A 19,873-nucleotide genomic window follows, 5' to 3' on the forward strand; every position below is an offset into this window, starting at 1 on the left:
CTTCCGATCGGGCTGTCCTATTTAAGCATTCATTGTACAATGGGGAAAAGGGAGGGGTTGGAATTGAAAGCGCATACAAACGATTCGGCGGAAAGAGTGATTGCCTATACCGGAACGGAGCTGCATACGAAGGGGTGGCTGCAGGAGGCGGCGCTACGGATGCTGATGAACAACCTCCATCCGGATGTGGCGGAGCACCCTGACCGGCTTGTCGTCTATGGGGGAATCGGCAAGGCGGCACGCAACTGGGAAGCGTTCGATGCGATCGTCGCCGCGCTGAAGCGTCTGGAAAATGATGAGACACTCCTCATCCAGTCCGGGAAGCCGGTGGCCGTGTTCCGGACACACCGGGACGCGCCGCGCGTGCTGATCGCCAATTCAAATCTGGTGCCGGCCTACGCGGACTGGGAGACGTTCCATGAACTTGATCGCCGCGGACTCATGATGTACGGACAGATGACTGCGGGAAGCTGGATCTATATCGGCTCCCAGGGCATCGTGCAGGGGACGTATGAAACGTTTGCTGAGCTGGCCCGCCAGCATTTCGGCGGCTCCCTTAAAGGGACGGTCACACTGACGGCAGGACTCGGCGGTATGGGCGGGGCCCAGCCCCTTGCCGTTACGATGGCAGGCGGTGTCTGCATCGCGGTCGAAGTGGATGAAAGCCGCATCGACAAGCGGATCCGCACGCGGTACCTGGACAAAAAGACCGATTCCGTCGACGAAGCCATCCGCCTTGCAGAGGAAGCGAAGAAAGAGGGGAAGCCTCTCTCCATCGGACTGCTGGGCAATGCAGCCGACATCCTCCCCGCTTTGCTGGGTCAGGGATTCATCCCTGACGTGCTCACTGACCAGACCTCGGCGCATGACCCGCTGAACGGCTATGTTCCATCCGGTATGGATGCAAAAGAAGCAGAAGCACTTCGTGTGTCCGATTCCGACCGGATCGTGAAGCTTGCCAAAGCCTCGATGGCCCGGCATGTCCGTGCCATGCTCGGCATGATGGACAGGGGCGCGGTGACGTTTGACTACGGCAACAACATCCGGCAGGTGGCAAAAGACGAGGGGGTTGCGAGGGCCTTCGACTTCCCGGGATTCGTCCCCGCCTATATCCGCCCTCAGTTCTGCGAGGGCAGGGGCCCGTTCCGCTGGGTGGCGCTGTCGGGCGATCCGGACGACATCCGGAAAACCGATGAGGTGATCCTGCGGGAGTTCAGCGATAACGTGCACCTCTGCAACTGGATCCGCATGGCGCAGGAGAAGATCGAGTTCCAGGGCCTCCCGTCCCGCATCTGCTGGCTTGGATACGGGGAACGGGCCAGGTTCGGGAAAATCATCAATGACATGGTGGCGTCAGGCGAGCTGAAGGCGCCGGTCGTCATCGGCCGTGATCATCTCGACTCGGGTTCTGTCGCCTCGCCGAACCGGGAGACGGAAGCGATGAAGGACGGTTCCGACGCAGTGTCCGACTGGCCGATCCTCAATGCCCTCATCAATGCCGTCGGGGGGGCGACCTGGGTTTCCGTCCATCATGGCGGAGGCGTCGGAATGGGATACTCCCAGCATGCAGGGATGGTCATTGTGGCGGACGGAACAAAGGAAGCGGAGGCAAGACTGGAGCGGGTGCTCACGAGTGATCCCGGGATGGGCATCGCCCGCCATGCGGACGCGGGATACGACGATGCCATCCGGACAGCAAGGGACAAGGGTATCGACATCCCGATGCTCAGGAAGGAGGATCCGTCATGAGAAGACCTCTCTGGATTAAGAATGCGGCCCAGCTCGTGACCGTCGCAGGCGGCAAAGGACCAAGGTCAGGACCGGAAATGTCAGACCTCGGCCTGATCGAAGACGGAAGCGTCTGGATCGAGAACGGTAAAATCAAGGCAGTCGGTACGACCGCCGAGATGAATGCGCAGTTCGGGGAATGGGAGGAAGATGCGGATGTTATTGAGGCATATGGCAAGCTCGTGACGCCGGGGCTCGTCGACCCCCATACTCACTTCGTTTACGGAGGAAGCCGGGAGAAAGAATTTGAAATGCGGCTTGAGGGCGCTTCTTACATGGATATCATGAATGCCGGCGGCGGAATCCACGCGACTGCACGTATGACAAGGGAATCGACGGAGGAAGAGCTGTACGGGCAGGCGGAACGACGGCTTGATTCGTTCCTCCGTCACGGGGTGACTACGGTCGAGGGGAAGAGCGGCTACGGGATGGATCTCGAGACCGAGCTGAAGCAGCTTCATATCATGAAACAGCTGAACGAACGGCATCCGGTCGACATCGTGCCGACTTTCATGGGCGCCCATGCCATCCCGCCGGAATACAAGGGCAGGGAAGAGGAATTCGTCAGCCTGATCATCGATGAGATGATTCCCGCCGTGACATCGGAAAAACTGGCTGTCTTTAATGATGTCTTTTGCGAAATCGGTGTCTACACGCCCGAACAGTCCCGGCGTATTCTGGAAGCGGGCAGGCGGCACGGACTGATACCGAAGATCCATGCAGATGAAATCGAACCCTATGGGGGGGCTGAGCTTGCCGCAGAAGTCGGTGCCATCTCTGCGGAGCATCTTCTCAAAGCTTCCGACGAGGGAATCCGGAAGATGGCTGAAGCGGGTGTGATCGCCTGCCTGCTGCCGGCGACGGCCCTGTATCTGAGAGAAAAAGCTGCAAGGGGAAGGGAGATGATCGACGCGGGGGTCCCCGTCACCATCTCTACTGATTGCAACCCGGGCTCCTCGCCGACAACCTCGATGCCGCTTGTCATGAACCTGGCGTGCATCTCCATGCGGATGAGCCCTGCAGAAGCGCTTGTCGCGGCCACCATCAATGCTGCACACGCAATCGGAGTGCAGGACAAAGCGGGTTCAATCGAGCCCGGCAAACAGGCAGATCTCGTTTTGTGGAATGTGAAGAACTATCAGGAACTCCAATACCTGTTCGGCGTCAACCATGTCGGGGCCGTCTGGAAAAAAGGAGAAAAAGTCATCTGACCAGCCGGGTACACCCGGCTTTTAGCGTGGGACAAAAACAAAAAGCAGATGGCAGTCCGGTAAGCAGATGCTGCTTTTCACCGGTGCCGTCTGCTTGGTCATTCAGGCCGGACACAATAATTCCTTTTCCTGATCGAAAGTGCGCCGCATGATTTCTCTCTCGAGAAGCATAATGAAGCATTGGTTAAGCCCGTGTGCAATCGCCGTGAGATAGGTGTCAATAAGCTGATCGTCTGTTAGTCTGTCCAACTTGTTCACCTCCGGGGGATGATCACAGCCTGTGGACGCGGAGCGCAATTCCCACATTCACAATGTACCAAAGAACCAAATCGAGAACAACTGTTCCTTTATCCACAAAAACCGGTGGATAACCTGTTGATAGTGTGTGTGAATGGTGCCTCATTCCGCTTTCGGCAGTGTGGATGATGTGCATAGAGTTATCCACAGATTCTGGATAAGTCGGATTTTGTCGAAAAGTTTTCTGCCTTCGGCTTCATTTTTCCGCTTGCGGCAACATAGAATGGCAGGTTCATCTGAATCGTGCGAACCGGTATAATGGAGAGGCAATCATCTATCAGGCAGTGAATGGAGTGAAGGCAATGGAACAATTCCTGAACAGCCGGCAGGACGAGATGCTCGGCCTGCTGGAGCAGCTTGTCAATATTGACTCCGGTTCGCGGAATAAAGCGGGAATCGACAAAGTCGGAAGCATCCTGAAAGAAGCGTATGTCAATCTCGGATTTGACGTCCAGACCGTCAGCCAGGAGATCCAGGGAGACCACCTGATCATCCGGCACAACAATGCGAAGGACCCCGAAATTCTCATCGTCGCCCATATGGATACCGTCTTCCGGGACGGAACGGCGGCGGAGCGGCCGTTTTCGGTGAAGGATGGCCGTGCTTACGGGCCGGGAGTCATCGACATGAAGGCCAGCCTCGTCTCGCTCCTGTACGCGGTACAGGCCATTCAGGACAGCGGCCGCCCGGGTCTGGATAATATCGAGATTCTTCTCACAAGCGACGAGGAGATCGGTTCGATCACGAGCCGTCCGATGATCGAGGCCCATGCGGAAGGAAAAAAGGCCGCTCTTATTATGGAACCCGCACGCAAGGATGGCTCGCTCGTCAGCGCCCGCAAAGGCGGGGGAGATTACACGATCCGTGTACACGGCGTAGCCGCGCACTCCGGCATCGAACCCGAAAAAGGGCGCAGCGCCACGGAAGAGCTTGCCCATAAGATCATCAAACTCCATGCCCTGACTGACTACAATGAAGGCATCACCGTCAATGTCGGCATCATCCGGGGCGGAGATGCGGTGAACGTCGTCACACCGGAAGCGGTCGGCTATGTGGATATCCGCACGACGAAACTGTCCCAGGCGGAACCGCTTGACCGCAAGATCCGCGATATATGCGCGGTACCTGACGTTGAAGGAACTGCCATTACGGTCGAGGGCTCCATCGACCGGCCGCCCATGGAACGCACCGATGGGACGGCCAGCCTGATTGAACTGATCAGAGGAATCGGTGCAGAAATCGGAATTGACGTGACTGACACTGCCACAGGCGGAGGAGGCGATGCATCCTATACGTCGGCTGCCGGGATTCCGACAATTGACGGGATGGGCCCTGTCGGCGGGAATGCCCACCGCGATGATGAATATATGGAAGTTGCCACATTCGTTCCGCGCTGCCGCCTGCTGGCCGAAACCATCGTACGGCTGTCGGAAAGAAGCTGAAAGTTTCACAGATAAAAGGACCGCACCCGGAAATCCGGTTGCGGTCCTTATTCATCATCAGCGGCGCTTCGACATGCGGCCGAGCAGGAAGGCTCCGGCAGCGAGGGCGATGACACCATTGGTCTTTGGCGTGAATACCTGCTTCGCGACAAGGTTCAGGTTCTGCGGTCGCTCAGCAAGGCGGCGCATAAAGTAGCCGTACCAGTCTTTGCCGAACGGGACATACGTCGTGAAATTGTAGCCTTCAGATGCAAGTTCGTGCTGCATGTCGCGGCGGAACCCGTACAGCATCTGAAACTCAAATTTATCTCTCGGAATATTGTTTTCTTCCGCGAATTTCTTCACATGGCCGATGATGTGGTGGTCATGGGTGGCGACCGATGTGAATTTACCATGGAGAAGGTGGTATTCAATGAGTTTGATGAAGTTGCGGTCGATCTCTTCCTTCTCCGTATAGGCGACGTTTGCCGGCTCCTTGTAGGCACCTTTCACGATGCGGAGACGATAGTCCTTATAGTCGCGGATATCGTCCTCGGCGCGGTGGAAGTAGGCCTGGATGACGGTGCCGACATTCCCATAGTCTTTGGAAAGTTCGTCCAGAATGTCAAACGATGGCTGGAGGCGGCCATAGTCTTCCATGTCGATGTTGACGAACATGTCATACTTTGCGGCCGCCCCGACGATTTCGCGCAGGTTGGAAAGGGCAAAGTGATAGTCGATGTCCAGGCCGAGCTGGGAAGCCTTTAGTGAGATATGGGCATCGACGCCGGCCTCATGGATCGCTTCCACGACGCCCAGGATCTGATTTTTGGCGGCGGTCGCTTCTTCGCGGTCATGGACGAATTCCCCGAGGTTATCTACAGTGGCGGAAATTCCGCTTTTATTTAATTCTTTTATGGTTTCAATGGCTTCATGAATATCCGTACCGGCAACGACACTTTGCGCGCCGAGCTGAAGGCCGTATTTTTGTGCGGCTGCGTTCAGGAACTGATTCTGGGAAAGACCGATAAAGAATTCTTTAAGCATGTCAACGGCTCCTTGCCATAAATAATAGATTCGACATAATTATATCATTAGTTCGTCTTGTATGGGCTTTCATTCGCTAACTTTTTTTGCCCCCATAAGAAAAACTCCCCGTTGTCGGGGAGTTGGGTGAAAGTATTTTTTGCGCCAGTAGACAAACGCGATTTATCAGTGCAGGCCGTGGGCGACCATGGCATCCGCAACCTTTTTGAATCCGGCGATGTTGGCACCGACCATGAGGTTGTTCTTGAATCCATATTGCTCTGCCGTTTCAACACAGTTTTTATGGATATCGATCATGACACGGTGAAGTTTCTCGTTCACTTCCTGTTCAGTCCAGGAATAGCGCATGCTGTTCTGTGACATTTCCATCGCGGAAACTGCAACGCCGCCGGCATTGGCAGCTTTTGCAGGGCCGTAGAGGATGCCGTCCTCGAGGAACAGGTCGATCGCTTCCTGGTCGCACGGCATGTTCGCGCCTTCAGCAATTGCAATCAGCCCGTTCTCGATCAGTTTGGCAGCGGATGCCTCATCGAGTTCGTTCTGTGTGGCACATGGCAGAGCGATTTCGCAAGGGATGGACCAGATATCCGCGCAGCCTTCCGTATAGGTGGCATTCGGGTGGAACAGGATGTAGTCCTTGATGCGGCGGCGTTCAACTTCCTTCAGCTGTTTGACAGTTTCGAGGTTGATGCCGGCAGGATCATGGATATATCCGTTCGAATCGCTGCAGGCAACTACTTCGGCGCCGTATTCGATTGCCTTCTCCATGGCATAGATCGAAACATTTCCGGAACCTGATACGACGGTCGTTTTGCCTTCCAGGTCCAGGCCGTGGTGTTTCAGCATCTCAACGGTGAAGTAGACGAGGCCGTAGCCGGTTGCTTCTTTCCGGCCGAGGCTGCCGCCGCTTTCCGGGTCTTTTCCGGTGAAGACCCCAGCTTCGTAGGCATTCCTCAGGCGCTTGTAATGGCCGAACATGTAGCCGATCTCGCGCTTGCCGACCCCGATGTCCCCTGCAGGAACGTCTGTATCCGGCCCGACATGCTTGCTCAGCTCGGTGATGAAGCTTTGGCAGAAGCGCATGATTTCACGGTCCGTCTTTCCTTTCGGGTCAAAATCGGCACCGCCTTTTCCGCCGCCGATCGGGAGGCCGGTCAGCGCATTTTTAAAGATCTGTTCAAAGCCCAGGAATTTGATGATGCTGTCGTTGACGGAAGGGTGGAACCGGAGCCCGCCCTTATACGGTCCGAGCGTGCTGTTGTACTGGACACGGTAACCGCGGTTCACATGGACCTTCCCATTGTCGTCTTCCCACGTCACCCGGAATGAAATGATCCGTTCGGGTTCCACGATCCGTTCCAGAATACCGTCCCGGATATATTCCGGATGTTGTGCGAAGACGGGGCGGAGGGAGTCGAAGATCTCGCGGACCGCCTGGAGGAATTCCTTCTGTCCAGGATTGCGGCGTTTGACGAGTTCGAAGACCTGGTGGACATAATCATTTGCGTTGCGCCGTGCCTCTTCCTTAACGTCTCTGACCATCTGCATGTTGCATCATTCCTTTCCTGGAACCGAAAAAAGGAACCGACAGGGATTCCTAGTTCCTTTCCGTCTATGATTTCTCAGAAAAAAGCTATGAGTCTGATTTCATAATTATACACAGACGATGAATCGTTTTCAATACCGAATTTTCGGATTATGGCAGTTAATAGCAATTGTTCAAACAATATTCACAATCTTGGCGCCTAATCTTCTTGCCTGTTCAGGATGCGCATGGTGAGGCTTTTCACGTCGACTGCCGTTTTCTCGCTGACAACGTCCTCCAAAATGACATCCCGGAAATAAGCGACGCTCTTTTTCAGCGGCATCTCCAGGATCTTGGTGAGCGCAATCTCGTACATCTGGATAAAGTCGGGCTCCGTGTTGCCGCGCTTGAGTTCAGCGTACGCCTCATAGAACTGGTCCAGTTTATCGGCCAGCTCAAGAAGCCGGCCTTCCAGCGTGCCGTCCTTGCCTTCCTTCATCCGATGGAAGAAGACGGCCTGGAACTCTTCCGGGATTTCCCGAGAGATGAATTTCTCCATCATCTTTTCTTCGACTGTGGCAAGCATCTGTTTGAGTTCCGGGGAGGAATGCTTGACGGGCGTCTTGATGTCTCCGATAAAGACTTCTGCGAAATCATGGTTGATTGTTTTCTCGTAAAGTGATTTCCAATCGACGTCCGAGCCGCCCATCTCTTCCAGCGTTCCGAAGAACATGGCATATTGGGCGACTTTCCAGGAATGTGCGGCCACATTGTGCTCCTCGAACTTGAACTTTCCCGGTGCGCGGATTATCCTTTCGAGATCGTTCATGCTGGTGAAAAACTTATGGATGCCCATGCTGCTTCCTCCTTTCTGTGTTGTAGGTTTCTGTAGTTTATTCTTGCCGGTTTCCGGTATATAAAAACGCCGCCCGGTCCGGACGGCGTTTTTGTATGTTTATTTGTCCGTTGCATCCTGTGCGACGAGGACAAGACGGCCTTCGTCGAGTATTTTCTCGTACTCATCAGCTTCCTGCTGGGAGAGCCCGACGCCCTCGAATTCCGCACGGAGCTCATCGCCGCGTTTTGCGACAAGGTTTTTCATGCCCTTGAAGAACCCGGTGTCACCCATGCCTGCCGTCTCGACATCGAGCGCTTCCGCAAGATCTTTTTCACGGTCATCAGAATGTGCGAACAGGTAAATCTGTTCCTTGTCATATCCCTGTGTCACAAGCTTATCGATTTCCTCACGCGCCTGCACGCCATTTTCTACAGTAACCACTTTAGCCATTTCGAATCCCTCCTGAGTGTCATTCAATCATTCATGGTTATCTTTACCCGCACAACTTATGCCTAAACAGCAGACTCATCTTCGAGCATAGCGGTGATCTGCTTCCTCAGTTTGGATAGGATGCGTTCACGGCGCTTTTTGATGCCGGGAACGGTGATGCCTGACAGCCGTGCGCATTCGGCATAAGGCATACGCTCCACAAACAGCCTGGACAGGAGGAGGCGGTCATCTTCCGGCAGGCGGATAAAGGCCTTTCTCAGCAGCGGAAGCCGGCCGTCAGGGAGCTCCATGTCCGCTTCACTTGAGTGCCCGCCGGACAGGGCTTCAAGGATTTCCGGGCCGACAGCGGAAGCCGTTTCTGCATGCCGGCTTTCTTTTTTCAGTTCATCCAGCATCGCACCGCGGATCGTCCGGTATGCAAACGGTGCGAAATGGCCCCGTCCGCTGTCATACCTCTCCGACGCCAGGCAAAGCGCGAGGCGGGCCGCCTGCCGGAAGTTATCATGATCGCGGCGGATATTAAGTTGGCGGAGCATGGCGGAGATCATGGGTTCATACTGCAGCAGGAGGTCTTCGGTATTCAAATTCTTCGTCATGGGTCGGCCTTTCAGGCCGTGCACGGCGCAGCGTTTTCCCGGGTATGTTCAGCCTACTGAAGCGAGGGACTCCGGTCGAACGGGCTAATCCCTATGTCAAATGCCCAAAATCCAATTTTGCCTGGCCCGAATTTGAATTTTGCGGCATCCGAACACCAAAATGGAATCTACTTATGTGGGAAAGGACCTATTTTTGCGGTTGGACGGCGGTTCAAAATTAAAATTCGGCAGTCCCGCAAAAAAAAGGAAACGGTTAGCGAAGCGGCATACGGGTAATAGAAAAACAGAATGAATATGGAAGAAAGGACGGATCAGATGGATATTCAAGTTCAATCGTTTTTCCTGAAAGAGGACGGACAGATACCGAATAACCCGACACTGCCGGTCATTTTCTACCAGAACGCATTTGACGGGGAGGACGGTGGACGAAGCCCCGAAGAGATCGAGGCGGCATTCAACAGCCATGGCTGGACAAACAGCTGGACAGGCGGCGTCTACGAGGAACTCCACTATCATTCCAATACACACGAGGTTCTTGGCGTCCGGCGGGGCACCGGGACCATCCTTGCAGGCGGGGACTCCGGACAGCGCCTGGACGTCAAGCCCGGGGATGTGGTCCTGCTTCCTGCCGGGACGGGTCATATGAAAGTTGAATCCACCGATGACTTTGAAGTGGTCGGGGCCTATCCCGACGGGGCGGATCCGAATATGATGAAGCGCGATCCGGCGAAAGCAGCCCAGGCAAAGAATACGATCAGCAACGTCGGCATTCCTGAACGGGATCGGGTCTTCGGGGAGGATGAACAGAGCCCGATGCGCCATAAGTGGGTGAAATAACAGTACTCAGGGGGCTGTCCGAAAACTAATATTCAGCACATGATATAGCAAACGGCATGGACGCCGGGAGCCTCCTCGAAAATGCTTCGCATTTCCTTTGTGCGAGGCTTATTCGAGGAGGCTTTTCTGTCCTGCAGAAAAAGCCGGGCTGTCGAGACCCCTGCGCTGCCGCGCAACGCTTCGCGCTGCACGCAGATGCCAATCTTCGTATTGGCATCGGCTCGGCGCCGGCCCGCGGTAAGCGACCACTTTTGCGACCAAAAGCGAAAGCGTTGGTCAGCAGAGTCCGTGCCGTTTGCTGTTTTTATCGCGTTAATGACTTTTTGGACTGCCTCTTTTCTGTTGGAGCGCAAGGATGAAGAGAAAGGGAAAAAGCCGTATAATAAGAGAAAAGGGCAGTAAAGGGGGGAGCATCATGGAGGAGCGGGACAAGCATGCGGCGGGCCCATACCCGGATTGGCCGGAGGCGGGAGGCTGGCTTGCACGGCGCAAAAAGCGGGCGGAACTTCTGGATTATTATTATCCGAAAGGGCAATATGAAAAAGAGGCGAGGCGCGAAATGGCATCCGTGCTCGCGGAATTCGAAGAAAAGTTCCGGCGCTGGTACCCGGCCCTGCCGGACTCCGGGTACTCGGCCCTTCACCACGGAAAACCACGGCGCCACAGTCGCGGGGAGGATATCCGTGAGGCGGTGAAGCTGTACCGGGCCAAAAATGTCGGATACGGAAAGCTCAGCAGGATCCATGATGCGCTTGACTTGTATTACCTGATGGAAGCACAGTCCGGCTATTACAAACAAGAGATTGACAAGGCTGCCCAGGCACAAAAGTGGATCGGGGAAGACCATTTCGGGGAATTTTTCCCCGAGGTCGCCGAATGCATGCAGGAGCGGCTGAGAGGACTGGTCAGGAGCGGATTTGATACGCTTCTGAAACTGCAGGAGCGCCAGCGACAGGCCGAACAGACCGTACAGCGCCTTGTGGAGGGGAAGGGTGCTCTCTGGGCACGGGCGGCAGAACTTGCAAGCGATATTCTCATGTACCCGGTCAGGCAGATGGGCAAGAAAAAGTAAATAACGAAAAGCCGGCTGCTGGCCCGATTCCCGGGACAGCCGGCTTTTTTCTTAGGGAAAATTGCAGTCCAATGCAGTGAATGATTATTTATCCGCGTGTATCCTTGCCTGGCTTTCCTGTTCCTCTTCAAACTCTTTGCGGGCATCTTTGACAACCTGCTGCAGTTCATTTTCCGGTACGCCCCGCAAGTAATAGGCAACCGCAGCTTTGCCGATGGCGTAGGTGCCCCCGCTGGCAATGGTGGCGCTGAGTGCCGAGCCGGCTCCGGGGAAGACGAGATTCGCAAACTTGGAGCCTTGCTGGGCGACCATGCGGAGGGTGAAGCCGGTGGCTCCGATCCCGCCGAGTGAGACGAGCAGGTCCCTCGCAGTCTTGAATTCCAGTTCGCGTCCGGACAGATAGGCGATGATCATCATCAGCATCGACTGGAGGGTCAGCAGGACCGCGATATCCGAAGCGATGATCGGACTGAGGGCAACGGTGGCACTAAGGGCGGAGAAAATCCGTATAAAGCGCTCAGCGATCCGGGTCGCCACCCGGTTCAGCCTTACGGTCAGGCCAAGATGGATCGCTGCCCGGACATCCAGGCTTTCCTCCAAAAAATCCAGCAGTTCCTCGATCCCTTTCCGCCCGTCAAAGGCCATTTCGGGGTTTTCCTGCCCGCCATCCCCGGGCCCGCCGGGTTCCCGGTCCCACTCGATATAAGAGGAGACGGGGAGGATGGCGGTTGCGTCCAGCCCATATTTGCTGAAGATGCGCTCCAGCTGCCCGGTTTTCTCCCCGATCAGTTTAAGCTTTTCTTCCGGATACCGGTCAGGTTCCTTGATGCGTGATGGGTTCAGCTCGTCGATATGTGTCAGGATCGCCACAAGCGGAAGGTCTCCGCCGGTCTTTTCCATCAGCTGTTTGGTGACGAGGACATCCTTGTCGATATGCGCCCGCTCCGTCGCTTTCTGCAGAAATAGGAGCGCATCCGGACGGAACTCGCGGATCACCCCTGCAAGCTCATCCTCCGCTTTTGTATCGAAAGTTTCCGATTCGCCGATGCCGCGGGTGTCGATCACTTCAAAGTAAACCTGGCCGTCCGACTCGTAGGTGAACCGGCGTGCTTTTTTCGTGCCGATCTCCACATCACTGACTTCGGCCAGGTATTTGCCGCTCATCGCATTGATGAGGCTGCTTTTGCCGACTCCGGTCCGGCCGACCAGCACGAAGCGGGGAGGGCGGGGATTTTTAAGCCCTTCCAGCAGGGCATTCAGGTCTTCATCGTCCGTGATGGCATCGATCAGTTTCCGCCGCTGCTTTTCCGAAATCAGGTTCCCCGGCACCTTGTCGGCGAGCTGTTCTATGTAATTGTTCAGGTTTCCGATATGGCTCAGGCGTTTTTGCATCTCCTCAAACTTGGGGTTCACCATGAACTCTCCTTCCGTATTTGGCGGTTGTTATTTCATCTATACCCCCGGGCATGGCGGCTGAGACATCGGGCAGGGACGAAAAAGAACCTCCGGCAAAGTTGCCGGAGGGCCGGGAAGCCATCTTTATAGAGACACATCTTGGGGAGGCTGTCCTTTTTTGTTCATGACCCGCATGGCATCGGGCTGGACTTTCAGAATGACGAGATTTGGATCGTCCGGGCCGTCAAAATAACCTTCGAGTGCCTCATTCCAGACTTTGTCGATGAGGCCTTCATCATCCGTGACCTCGGCAGTGCCCATGATCTCCAGGTAGTCATCGCCGAAGCCCTCGCCTTCATAGCCGATCAGGATATGCGTATGCGGGTTGGCCTCGAGTTCGTCGACCTTGTCTGTCTGTTTCGAGGTGGCCGTGTATAAAGTGAAGCCATCGTTGAAAAATGTCATGTATCGGGTGAACGGCTTGCCGCCCTGGACGGTGGCCATTGTGCCGACCATGCTTTCGTCAAGTATTTTCTGTGCAGCTGCTTTTGCATCCATCCGGATCCCTCCCGTATTTGGAATTCCTTTTTTACTATTCCCCTGGAGAATCCAAATAAACAGTGAAGAAAGCGGGGAGAAGGTTCACTTTTTCCGGTCTTCGTAGAACACCTTGAAATTCGGATCAGGGATGCCGACGCCGAGCTCCCGGGCTTTATAGTCACGGAGCAGTTCAAAGAACCGCTTGCTCAGGAACAGAAGGACGACCAGGTTGATGAATGTCGGGATGGCAGTCGTGATATCGGCGAAGTACCAAACGTATTTGCCCGGAAGCTCGTAGTATACCGCATAGATGACGAGGAGCAATCCCGGCAGCGGGTAAACAAGCTGGAAAAATCTCAGTACTTTGCCTTTCAGTGATGCCTGCTCCGGCTTCCCGAAAACTTGGCGCAACAGAATCTCATAATAGGTGTACCAGCCGGTTGTCGTCGTCAGGCCGAACAGGAAGACGGAAATCGTGATGATGTATCGGCCGGTTTCACCGATGCCCTCCTCAAAAGCGGCAAGCGTTAGCGATGCGCCGTCCAGACCGCTCGACCACATGCCGGTGATGATGATCGTGAAAGCGGTCACCGAACAGATGACGATTGTATCGATAAAGACTTCCGCCGCGCCCCACATGCCCTGTTTGACCGGATGGTCGGTTTTTGCAGTGGAATGGATCATCGGGGACGTTCCCCAGCCGGCTTCGTTGGAGTAGACAGCGCGTGCAACACCCATCTGGATGACCTGTGCAACAGCCGCGCCCGTGAACCCGCCGACAGCTGCCATGCCGTTAAAGGCACTGTCGAAGATCAGGCCGAATACAGGGAGGATATCTCCTGCATTGGAGAAGATGATATACAGTCCCGCAACAAGATAAAACAGGCACATTGCCGGGATGAGCTTCGCAGCGGTCTCGCCGATCCGCTTGATTCCGCCGAGAATAATCAGATAAATGCCGATTACATAGATCATTGACGAAGGAATCAGCCCGAATCCGAATGAAGAATCGATCGCCTCGGCGACCGTGTAGTTCTGAAGCGTAATGAAGAAGGTGGAGAAGATCCCGAAGCCGAACAGGAAAGCAGGAATCCACCAGAACTTGAAGTTCCGCTCCTCCCCGAGCCCTTTCTGCATGTAGTAGGTCGGTCCGCCATACGGATCGCCTTTTTCATCCGTGCTCCGGTAATGGACCGCGAGGGTGACCTCGACCATCTTCGTCATCATGCTGAAAAGCGCGGTCAGCCACATCCAGAAGACGGCTCCGGGCCCGCCGACGGCAATCGCCGTCGCGACACCCCCGATGTTCCCGACACCCACACTGCCGCCGATGGCCGTGCTCACGGCCTGGAACGGTGTCAGAATCCCCTTTTCCGATTTGGAGCGCTCACGTTCCCCTTTCGAGAAGACTTTGCCGAATGTTGCCTTGAAGATATGCGGCAGATGGAGAATCTGGAAGACCTTGCTTCCGACAGTGAAATACAGTGCCACGAAAAGGACGGTGAAGATGAGCGGCAGCCCCCACAGCCACCCTACGATTTTTTCCAGTAACAGATCCACGGACATTCCTCCTCAGTTCATCGATTTTTCAAACCTATGTATCCTCCTCCCGTAGATAGAACCTATCATAGCGTGATTCGGAACGAAATAATAGATTCTTTAGATAATTGGATGTAAAAAACATCCCCGCACACCAAGGGGTGCGGGGATGAAGGGTTATTCCTGAGTATACAGAGAGATGACTTTCGCCGCATGCGCCCGCTTGGCGTGACCTTGCGGGTTGAAGTTTCCGTCTTCATTGCCGGTCATGAAGCCGAGCTCATAAGCGGCATTGACTTCCTCTTCGAACCAAGGGGAGACGGAGTCACCATCCAGATAATCCGCTTCTGCCGTGGCTTTGTATGGCTTGCCGATCTTCACGGAGTATGCCCGGACGACCATCGCCGCCATCTGTTCCCGGCTGATCAGGTTGGCCGCTCCAAAGTTATCCGCGGTGCGGTTCGTGATGCCGGCCCTGATGGCGAGATCGAGTTCTTCATCGAACGGAAGGGTGCCGTCGCTCAGGCCCAGGGAACGGACCGTCATGGACATGAACTGCCCGCGCGTAATCGGCTTTTCAGGTCCGAACGTCCCATCCGGGAAGCCTTTGACAATCTTCATCGAAGTGAGGTGGTCGATAAAGGACTTCGCCCAGTGGCGGTCAGTCACATCCGGGTACGACTTGATCGGTTCAGGGGAAGGGATGACCTTGCCGCCGAGCTCGAACGTGAAGATTCCGAATCCGTCTTCATCCGTCTCGCCGGTGTATGTGATGTTGTCTTTCGCATATTTCTCCGCTTCGGGACTGGACTTGAATGTCAGGACCGGGTCGCCCTCAATCGGTGCGATGGACCAGTTGTTGTCTGCGGAAGGGTTGATTTCCTTTTGCTCCGTAATGTAATCCATGAGCACCTGCCGGTTTTCTTCAGCGGAGTCGACAATCAGCGGTGCATCCGCGACATGAGGGAAGTTGCCGCTCTGTCGGTAGTTGTTCATGACGACGACGAATTCTTGGGTCTCGTCTACCGGCTTGCCGTCATATAGAAGGCTGGCAACGCGGGTTTCTTCTGCGTCCGTGCGGTTGCCGTCGGCATCGTACTTGGCAGGTTTTGTGATGTCGAACTGGTAGGTCAGGCCGTCGATGACATCATAGTTATATGAGCGGAAGTCAGGATTCAGGAGTTCCTGTGGTCCCTCCGCATCCGGATCGATCGTATTGAAGTTTGCCGCGACGCGGTCGAGGTAGTCACGGATCTGGCTGCCCGTCAGCAGGATCGCTTTCAGGGTGTTGTCGTAAAGGTACAGATCTGCGGCGCTTCGGATGGTCAGGTCGCCGGCAGCAATATCGGTGTAATCTGCAGCCCCGTTGCGCCCGGCCTTGAACGGCGCACCGACAGAAAGGATCGGCGTGTCTTTGTATTCAGGGGCGTTGAGTTCGATAAAGTCCTTGGCATAGGCTTTCTGTGCTTCCGTCACGATCTGGATGGACGGATCGTCCTGTACCAGGGCGAAATAGCTGTGGATCGGTGAAGTGGTCGTGCCGATTTTTGTTTCCGTATAGTCGACAGTCGCTTCATGATACGGCTTGATCTCTTCCGTGAATGACTCCTGCATGTCGTAATCCTTGACTGCACGGACTTCCGAGCTTCCGTCTGTCACTTTCCAGCCGTCACCGTCCGGCTCGATGGTCAGGTCGATGACGCCGAGGTACTCGCCGCCGTATCCTGCTTCAGTGGCCGGGATGCCGTTGATGGTCCCTTTTTCCTCATCGATCGAGGCGACGACGTCATCCCCGTCCATGAAATTGGAACCGAGCGTGCCTCCTGGGGGAGCAGGGAAGATATCATGGGCATGGGAGAAGGTGATTGCATCGACGCCATCCACCTGGCTCAGTGGAAGGATGGCGTTCTCGGCACCCGTGCCCGCCTCGGCAGACTTGTCAAATCCGGAGTGGGCCATCGCGATGATGACATCCGCGCCTTCTTCCTTCATCTCCGGGATGAACTTCTCTGCGGATTCCGTGATGTCCTTCGAAATGACTTTGCCATCAAGATGGGACTTGTCCCAGTTGACGATTTGCGGTGCGACAAAGCCGATGTAGCCGATCTGGATCGTATGGGTGTTGCCGGCTTCGTCGGTCACTTGCTTGTCAACGACCCGGTATGGCTCGTACATCAGTTCATCATTGTCCGGATTGTCATCCCCGTCGTCTTTGTACACATTGGCGCTCAGGAACGGGAAGTCCGCCTTGCTGTAGGTCTGTTCCAGGAAGTCGAGCCCATAGTTGAACTCATGGTTGCCGAGCGTGGCAGCGTCGTAGTCCATCAGGTTCATGAGTTTGATGACAGGGTGCTCCTCATCATCCCCTACAGGATTGACCGTTGCATAGTAAGTGCCGAGCGGTGTTCCCTGGATGGTGTCCCCGTTGTCGACGAGCACCGAGTTTTTCACTTCCGAACGTGCCGCCTCGACTGCCGACGCCACTTTCAGGAGGCCGAGTTTCTCATTGGCGGCACCCTTGTAGTAGTCGTAGCTGTAGAGGTTGCTGTGTGTGTCGGTCGTTTCAAGAATCCTCAGCTTGACGGCTTCACCCGGATCTTCCGCCAGAACATTGACGGGGGAGGGGGAGGCAAACAGCATTCCGGCTGACAGCAGCAGCGCTCCGGAAACCTTGACGGCCTTTCTAGATTGGTTCATCCATCGATCCTCCGTTTCAGATAATTGAAATCCCTTTCATTCTACCATTTTCTCCATGTTAACGTCCCGTAAAGTTTGTATATTTATGATAAAGAAAAAGTAACTTTTTCCTCATAAAATAGCCGTAATGTAAGATAACTTAGTTCGAGATATATGGAAGGAACAAGAAAATGAAAATGAATCTTTAGGCCCTGTTTGAATTTGGGGTTACTTACCTTTCTTCCGTTGAAGTGAGCCTAAAGTGGGTATTCGGAGGCAGGAGTTTGCAAAAAATACGGCCGGAAGAAATGGGCGATGCCGTCTGGCAGGTGAGTGTTCGGGGTCTTTCGGCATATGGCAGGCAGGGGGTCCGTCCAGAGTGTTTTTGACAACGCTGTGACCGAATGGTATTCAATAAGAGGAAAGTTAGGAGCAGAGTCCGGGACTTGGGTGCCGGATTTTGGCGACGACTTGATTTTTTATGAAGCGCACGAATTGCCATTCGCAACTTTTTGCCTGTGGCCGTGAACGGAAATACCTGCATCCGCAGTTATTTTAATATGAAAATTTGAAAAGGAGATGGATGAAATGTCAGGAATTATTCGCGTAACCCCTGCTGAACTGGAAGCGATGTCCAACCGCTACAACAGTGAATCCAGTGAGGTGTCGGCACAGATCGGCCGCCTGGACGGCATGATTGCTGAACTCCAGTCTGCATGGGAAGGGGCTTCCAGCCGGGCATTCGCAGAGCAGTACGAGCGCCTGAAGCCACACTTCATTGACATGCAGGACCTTCTCTCTGAAATCGCTGTACAGCTGAACCGCACCGGCCACGCCCTGCGCGATGCGGACGAGCAGATTGCAAGCCAGATCCGCGGCTGATAGCCGGGCGGAAAAAGTTGAGCGCCTTTCAAATTATCCGGAAGGCGCTTTTCCTTCATTTATCAGGAGGTCTTGATATGTACATCGAAGTCACTGTGGATCTGTCCAAGTACGAAGGAGGCGTCTTTGACCTCCGATTGTCGGATTACCACACATTCAAGAAACTGGCGGATATTGCACGGGAGGCGAAAGGTGTCACCAGGCACCAGCGTGAAGGCCACTGGGTCAGGGTCGTCAATAAAAACAGGACCTATCCGGGACATCTGACAATGGCGCATTGCGGCATCACGTCCGGAGACCGGCTGGAAATCCTCTGATGGATGCAGCAATGGGATAATGGCATGAACAAGGCAAAGGAGCATCACTGAAATGGCCAATCGAACACAGACATATATGGAAACGCTGCTGGATGCCGTGGTCCGGCACGAGGAACATCAGAGTTCATTCGTTTTCCAGACGGAACGGATCGGCCTGAAGAACGAGGCCGAAATCGCATTCCTCGGGTCCGCAGATCCGGTCATCCGGAAAACGATAGAAATCGATGGGGACGAACTGACCATCACGGCAGCCTTTCCGGAGCGGTTCCGGCGATTCACTTCCATTCATGAGGAAGACGAGAAAACCAGATGGATTTTTGCCGGCCGCCTTGCGGAAAAAGCCAGATTGAACGGTGACGGACGGCTCCAGCCGGTCATCTGTCCGGAGAACATCGTTTTCGGCAGCGGGATGGAACCGCATTTCCTGCACTGGGGAGTGGAGGGCAGCCTGCCGCCCGCAGAAAAGGATCCCGGGCGTATCTGGCTGGAAACCCGTGCTGCCGCAGCGGCGGCGGTCGACAGCAGCCGCCCGTTCGAAGACTACCTGAAGCACCATGAGACGCTCGACCTGAACCCGCGCACGCAGGCAATTATGCGGGCGGAAACCCCGGATGAACTCCTGGCGCACATCGATGGGGTGATCCGGTCCATCGACATGCAGGAACAGATGAATGTCCGCCTGCCCCGGAAAAAGTGGAAGCTTGCCAAGATCTTCAGCATCACGGCAGGCATCCTGCTTATTCCGTCCATCGCACTCGCCGGTTATACATTCGCCTACGAGAAACCGAAGACCGAAGCGATCACGGAGGCCCATGAGTCCTACATGACGATGAAATACAGCGATACGGTGACGCTTCTCTCCAAGTACGATGTGGACGGCCTGCCGTATGTCACGCTTTACGAACTGGCAGACGCCTACGTCATCAATGAGCGCCTGACCGAGGAGCAGAAGGATAACATCCGGTCGAACATCACGCTGAATACGGATGAGGATTATCTGAAGTACTGGATCTACATCGGGCGTGACGAAGGGGAAGAGGCAGTCGACCTGGCACGTGCGATGGAAGACCCGGTCCTCCTCGCTTATGCCCTTGCGGTACGCCAGGAAGAAATCCGTTCGGACGACAGCCTTTCCGGTGAGGAAAAGCAGGAGATGATCGGCGAGATCGACCGTGAACTTGAGGAGATCCGCAAGGCGATGGAGGAATTGGACAAAGCCGAGGAAGAAGCGGAAAAGGCGGATGGCGCGTCCAAAGACGGGCCGGGCAAAGAGGCTGAAGCCGACTCGGAAGCAAAATCCGATGAATCATCTGCTGAGACAAAAGAAGCGGATGCAGAGAAAGCCGGAGAAGCACAGAAAGCCCAAGAGGAAGAGGCACCGGATTCCGGAGAAACCCCCGAAACGACCGAAACGCCGTCTCCGTGAGCCTGCCGGAGGGCAG

Annotated in this window: 18 protein-coding genes; 8 read left to right on the top strand and 10 right to left on the bottom strand. The window is 55.0% G+C overall.

Going from position 1 to position 19,873, the window contains the following annotated elements:
- Nucleotides 1–39 precede the first annotated feature (39 nt).
- Nucleotides 40–1,749: a urocanate hydratase gene (hutU, locus tag C772_RS00360; protein WP_051059371.1), complete on the top strand. Its 1,710-nt coding sequence runs from the start codon at nucleotides 40–42 to the stop codon at nucleotides 1,747–1,749.
- Entirely contained in the window at nucleotides 1,746–2,999 is a 1,254-nt protein-coding gene (gene hutI, locus C772_RS00365; protein ID WP_008296482.1) for an imidazolonepropionase, read from the top strand. The genes hutU and hutI overlap by 4 nt, the downstream gene beginning before the upstream one ends.
- A gap of 102 nt (nucleotides 3,000–3,101) precedes the next feature.
- Here hutI and sda read toward each other — a convergent pair whose 3' ends face one another.
- On the bottom strand, nucleotides 3,102–3,305 hold the full coding sequence (sda, locus tag C772_RS16235) for a sporulation histidine kinase inhibitor Sda (RefSeq protein ID WP_081607080.1): 204 nt from the start codon (nucleotides 3,303–3,305) through the stop codon (nucleotides 3,102–3,104).
- Nucleotides 3,306–3,598: 293 nt separating this feature from the next.
- On the opposite strand from sda, the gene C772_RS00370 reads away from it, so the two are divergent.
- Nucleotides 3,599–4,738, top strand: a complete 1,140-nt coding sequence (locus C772_RS00370; RefSeq protein ID WP_008296483.1) for a M20 family metallopeptidase — start codon at nucleotides 3,599–3,601, stop codon at nucleotides 4,736–4,738.
- Between the two features lie 57 nt (nucleotides 4,739–4,795).
- Here the strand turns inward: C772_RS00370 and C772_RS00375 are convergent, their stop codons facing one another.
- From C772_RS00375 to C772_RS00395, 5 genes are all read right to left on the bottom strand, one after another.
- The gene (locus C772_RS00375) at nucleotides 4,796–5,764 is read right to left on the bottom strand and encodes a proline dehydrogenase family protein (protein WP_008296484.1); all 969 of its coding nucleotides are present in this window, start codon (nucleotides 5,762–5,764) and stop codon (nucleotides 4,796–4,798) included.
- Between the two features lie 165 nt (nucleotides 5,765–5,929).
- On the bottom strand, nucleotides 5,930–7,312 hold the full coding sequence (gene gdhA, locus C772_RS00380; protein ID WP_008296485.1) for an NADP-specific glutamate dehydrogenase: 1,383 nt from the start codon (nucleotides 7,310–7,312) through the stop codon (nucleotides 5,930–5,932).
- A gap of 197 nt (nucleotides 7,313–7,509) precedes the next feature.
- Nucleotides 7,510–8,145, bottom strand: coding sequence for a YfbR-like 5'-deoxynucleotidase (locus tag C772_RS00385; protein WP_008296486.1), 636 nt, complete (start codon nucleotides 8,143–8,145; stop codon nucleotides 7,510–7,512).
- 99 nt (nucleotides 8,146–8,244) lie between these two features.
- Nucleotides 8,245–8,577 carry a general stress protein gene (locus C772_RS00390; RefSeq protein WP_008296487.1) on the bottom strand — a complete coding sequence of 111 codons (333 nt, stop codon included), beginning with the start codon at nucleotides 8,575–8,577 and terminating at the stop codon, nucleotides 8,245–8,247.
- A 62-nt stretch (nucleotides 8,578–8,639) separates the two neighbouring features.
- Nucleotides 8,640–9,173: a sigma-70 family RNA polymerase sigma factor gene (locus tag C772_RS00395; RefSeq protein WP_008296488.1), complete on the bottom strand. Its 534-nt coding sequence runs from the start codon at nucleotides 9,171–9,173 to the stop codon at nucleotides 8,640–8,642.
- Nucleotides 9,174–9,488: 315 nt separating this feature from the next.
- Between C772_RS00395 and C772_RS00400 the strand changes: the two genes are divergently transcribed.
- Entirely contained in the window at nucleotides 9,489–10,010 is a 522-nt protein-coding gene (locus C772_RS00400) for a cupin domain-containing protein (RefSeq protein ID WP_008296489.1), read from the top strand.
- Between the two features lie 415 nt (nucleotides 10,011–10,425).
- On the top strand, nucleotides 10,426–11,082 hold the full coding sequence (locus C772_RS00410; protein ID WP_008296490.1) for a hypothetical protein: 657 nt from the start codon (nucleotides 10,426–10,428) through the stop codon (nucleotides 11,080–11,082).
- A gap of 84 nt (nucleotides 11,083–11,166) precedes the next feature.
- Here C772_RS00410 and C772_RS00415 read toward each other — a convergent pair whose 3' ends face one another.
- The 4 genes from C772_RS00415 to C772_RS00430 form a co-directional block, all read right to left on the bottom strand.
- On the bottom strand, nucleotides 11,167–12,498 hold the full coding sequence (locus C772_RS00415) for a GTPase family protein (RefSeq protein ID WP_008296491.1): 1,332 nt from the start codon (nucleotides 12,496–12,498) through the stop codon (nucleotides 11,167–11,169).
- A 123-nt stretch (nucleotides 12,499–12,621) separates the two neighbouring features.
- A complete protein-coding gene (locus tag C772_RS00420) occupies nucleotides 12,622–13,035 on the bottom strand; it encodes a pyridoxamine 5'-phosphate oxidase family protein (RefSeq protein ID WP_008296492.1) in 414 nt (137 codons plus the stop codon).
- Nucleotides 13,036–13,119: 84 nt separating this feature from the next.
- Nucleotides 13,120–14,577, bottom strand: a complete 1,458-nt coding sequence (locus C772_RS00425; RefSeq protein WP_008296493.1) for an alanine/glycine:cation symporter family protein — start codon at nucleotides 14,575–14,577, stop codon at nucleotides 13,120–13,122.
- A gap of 156 nt (nucleotides 14,578–14,733) precedes the next feature.
- Nucleotides 14,734–17,253, bottom strand: coding sequence for a bifunctional 2',3'-cyclic-nucleotide 2'-phosphodiesterase/3'-nucleotidase (locus tag C772_RS00430; protein ID WP_008296494.1), 2,520 nt, complete (start codon nucleotides 17,251–17,253; stop codon nucleotides 14,734–14,736).
- Between the two features lie 567 nt (nucleotides 17,254–17,820).
- On the opposite strand from C772_RS00430, the gene C772_RS00435 reads away from it, so the two are divergent.
- The 3 genes from C772_RS00435 to essB all read left to right on the top strand — a co-directional run bounded on the left by C772_RS00435 (nucleotide 17,821) and on the right by essB (nucleotide 19,857).
- A complete protein-coding gene (locus tag C772_RS00435) occupies nucleotides 17,821–18,114 on the top strand; it encodes a WXG100 family type VII secretion target (protein ID WP_008296495.1) in 294 nt (97 codons plus the stop codon).
- 77 nt (nucleotides 18,115–18,191) lie between these two features.
- A complete protein-coding gene (locus tag C772_RS00440) occupies nucleotides 18,192–18,431 on the top strand; it encodes an EsaB/YukD family protein (RefSeq protein WP_008296496.1) in 240 nt (79 codons plus the stop codon).
- A 52-nt stretch (nucleotides 18,432–18,483) separates the two neighbouring features.
- Complete coding sequence (gene essB, locus C772_RS00445) at nucleotides 18,484–19,857, top strand: type VII secretion protein EssB (RefSeq protein ID WP_008296497.1); 1,374 nt, start codon at nucleotides 18,484–18,486, stop codon at nucleotides 19,855–19,857.
- Nucleotides 19,858–19,873 lie beyond the last annotated feature (16 nt).

It is taken from the genome of Bhargavaea cecembensis DSE10 (assembly GCF_000348905.1).
In the GTDB taxonomy this organism is placed as follows: domain Bacteria; phylum Bacillota; class Bacilli; order Bacillales_A; family Planococcaceae; genus Bhargavaea; species Bhargavaea cecembensis.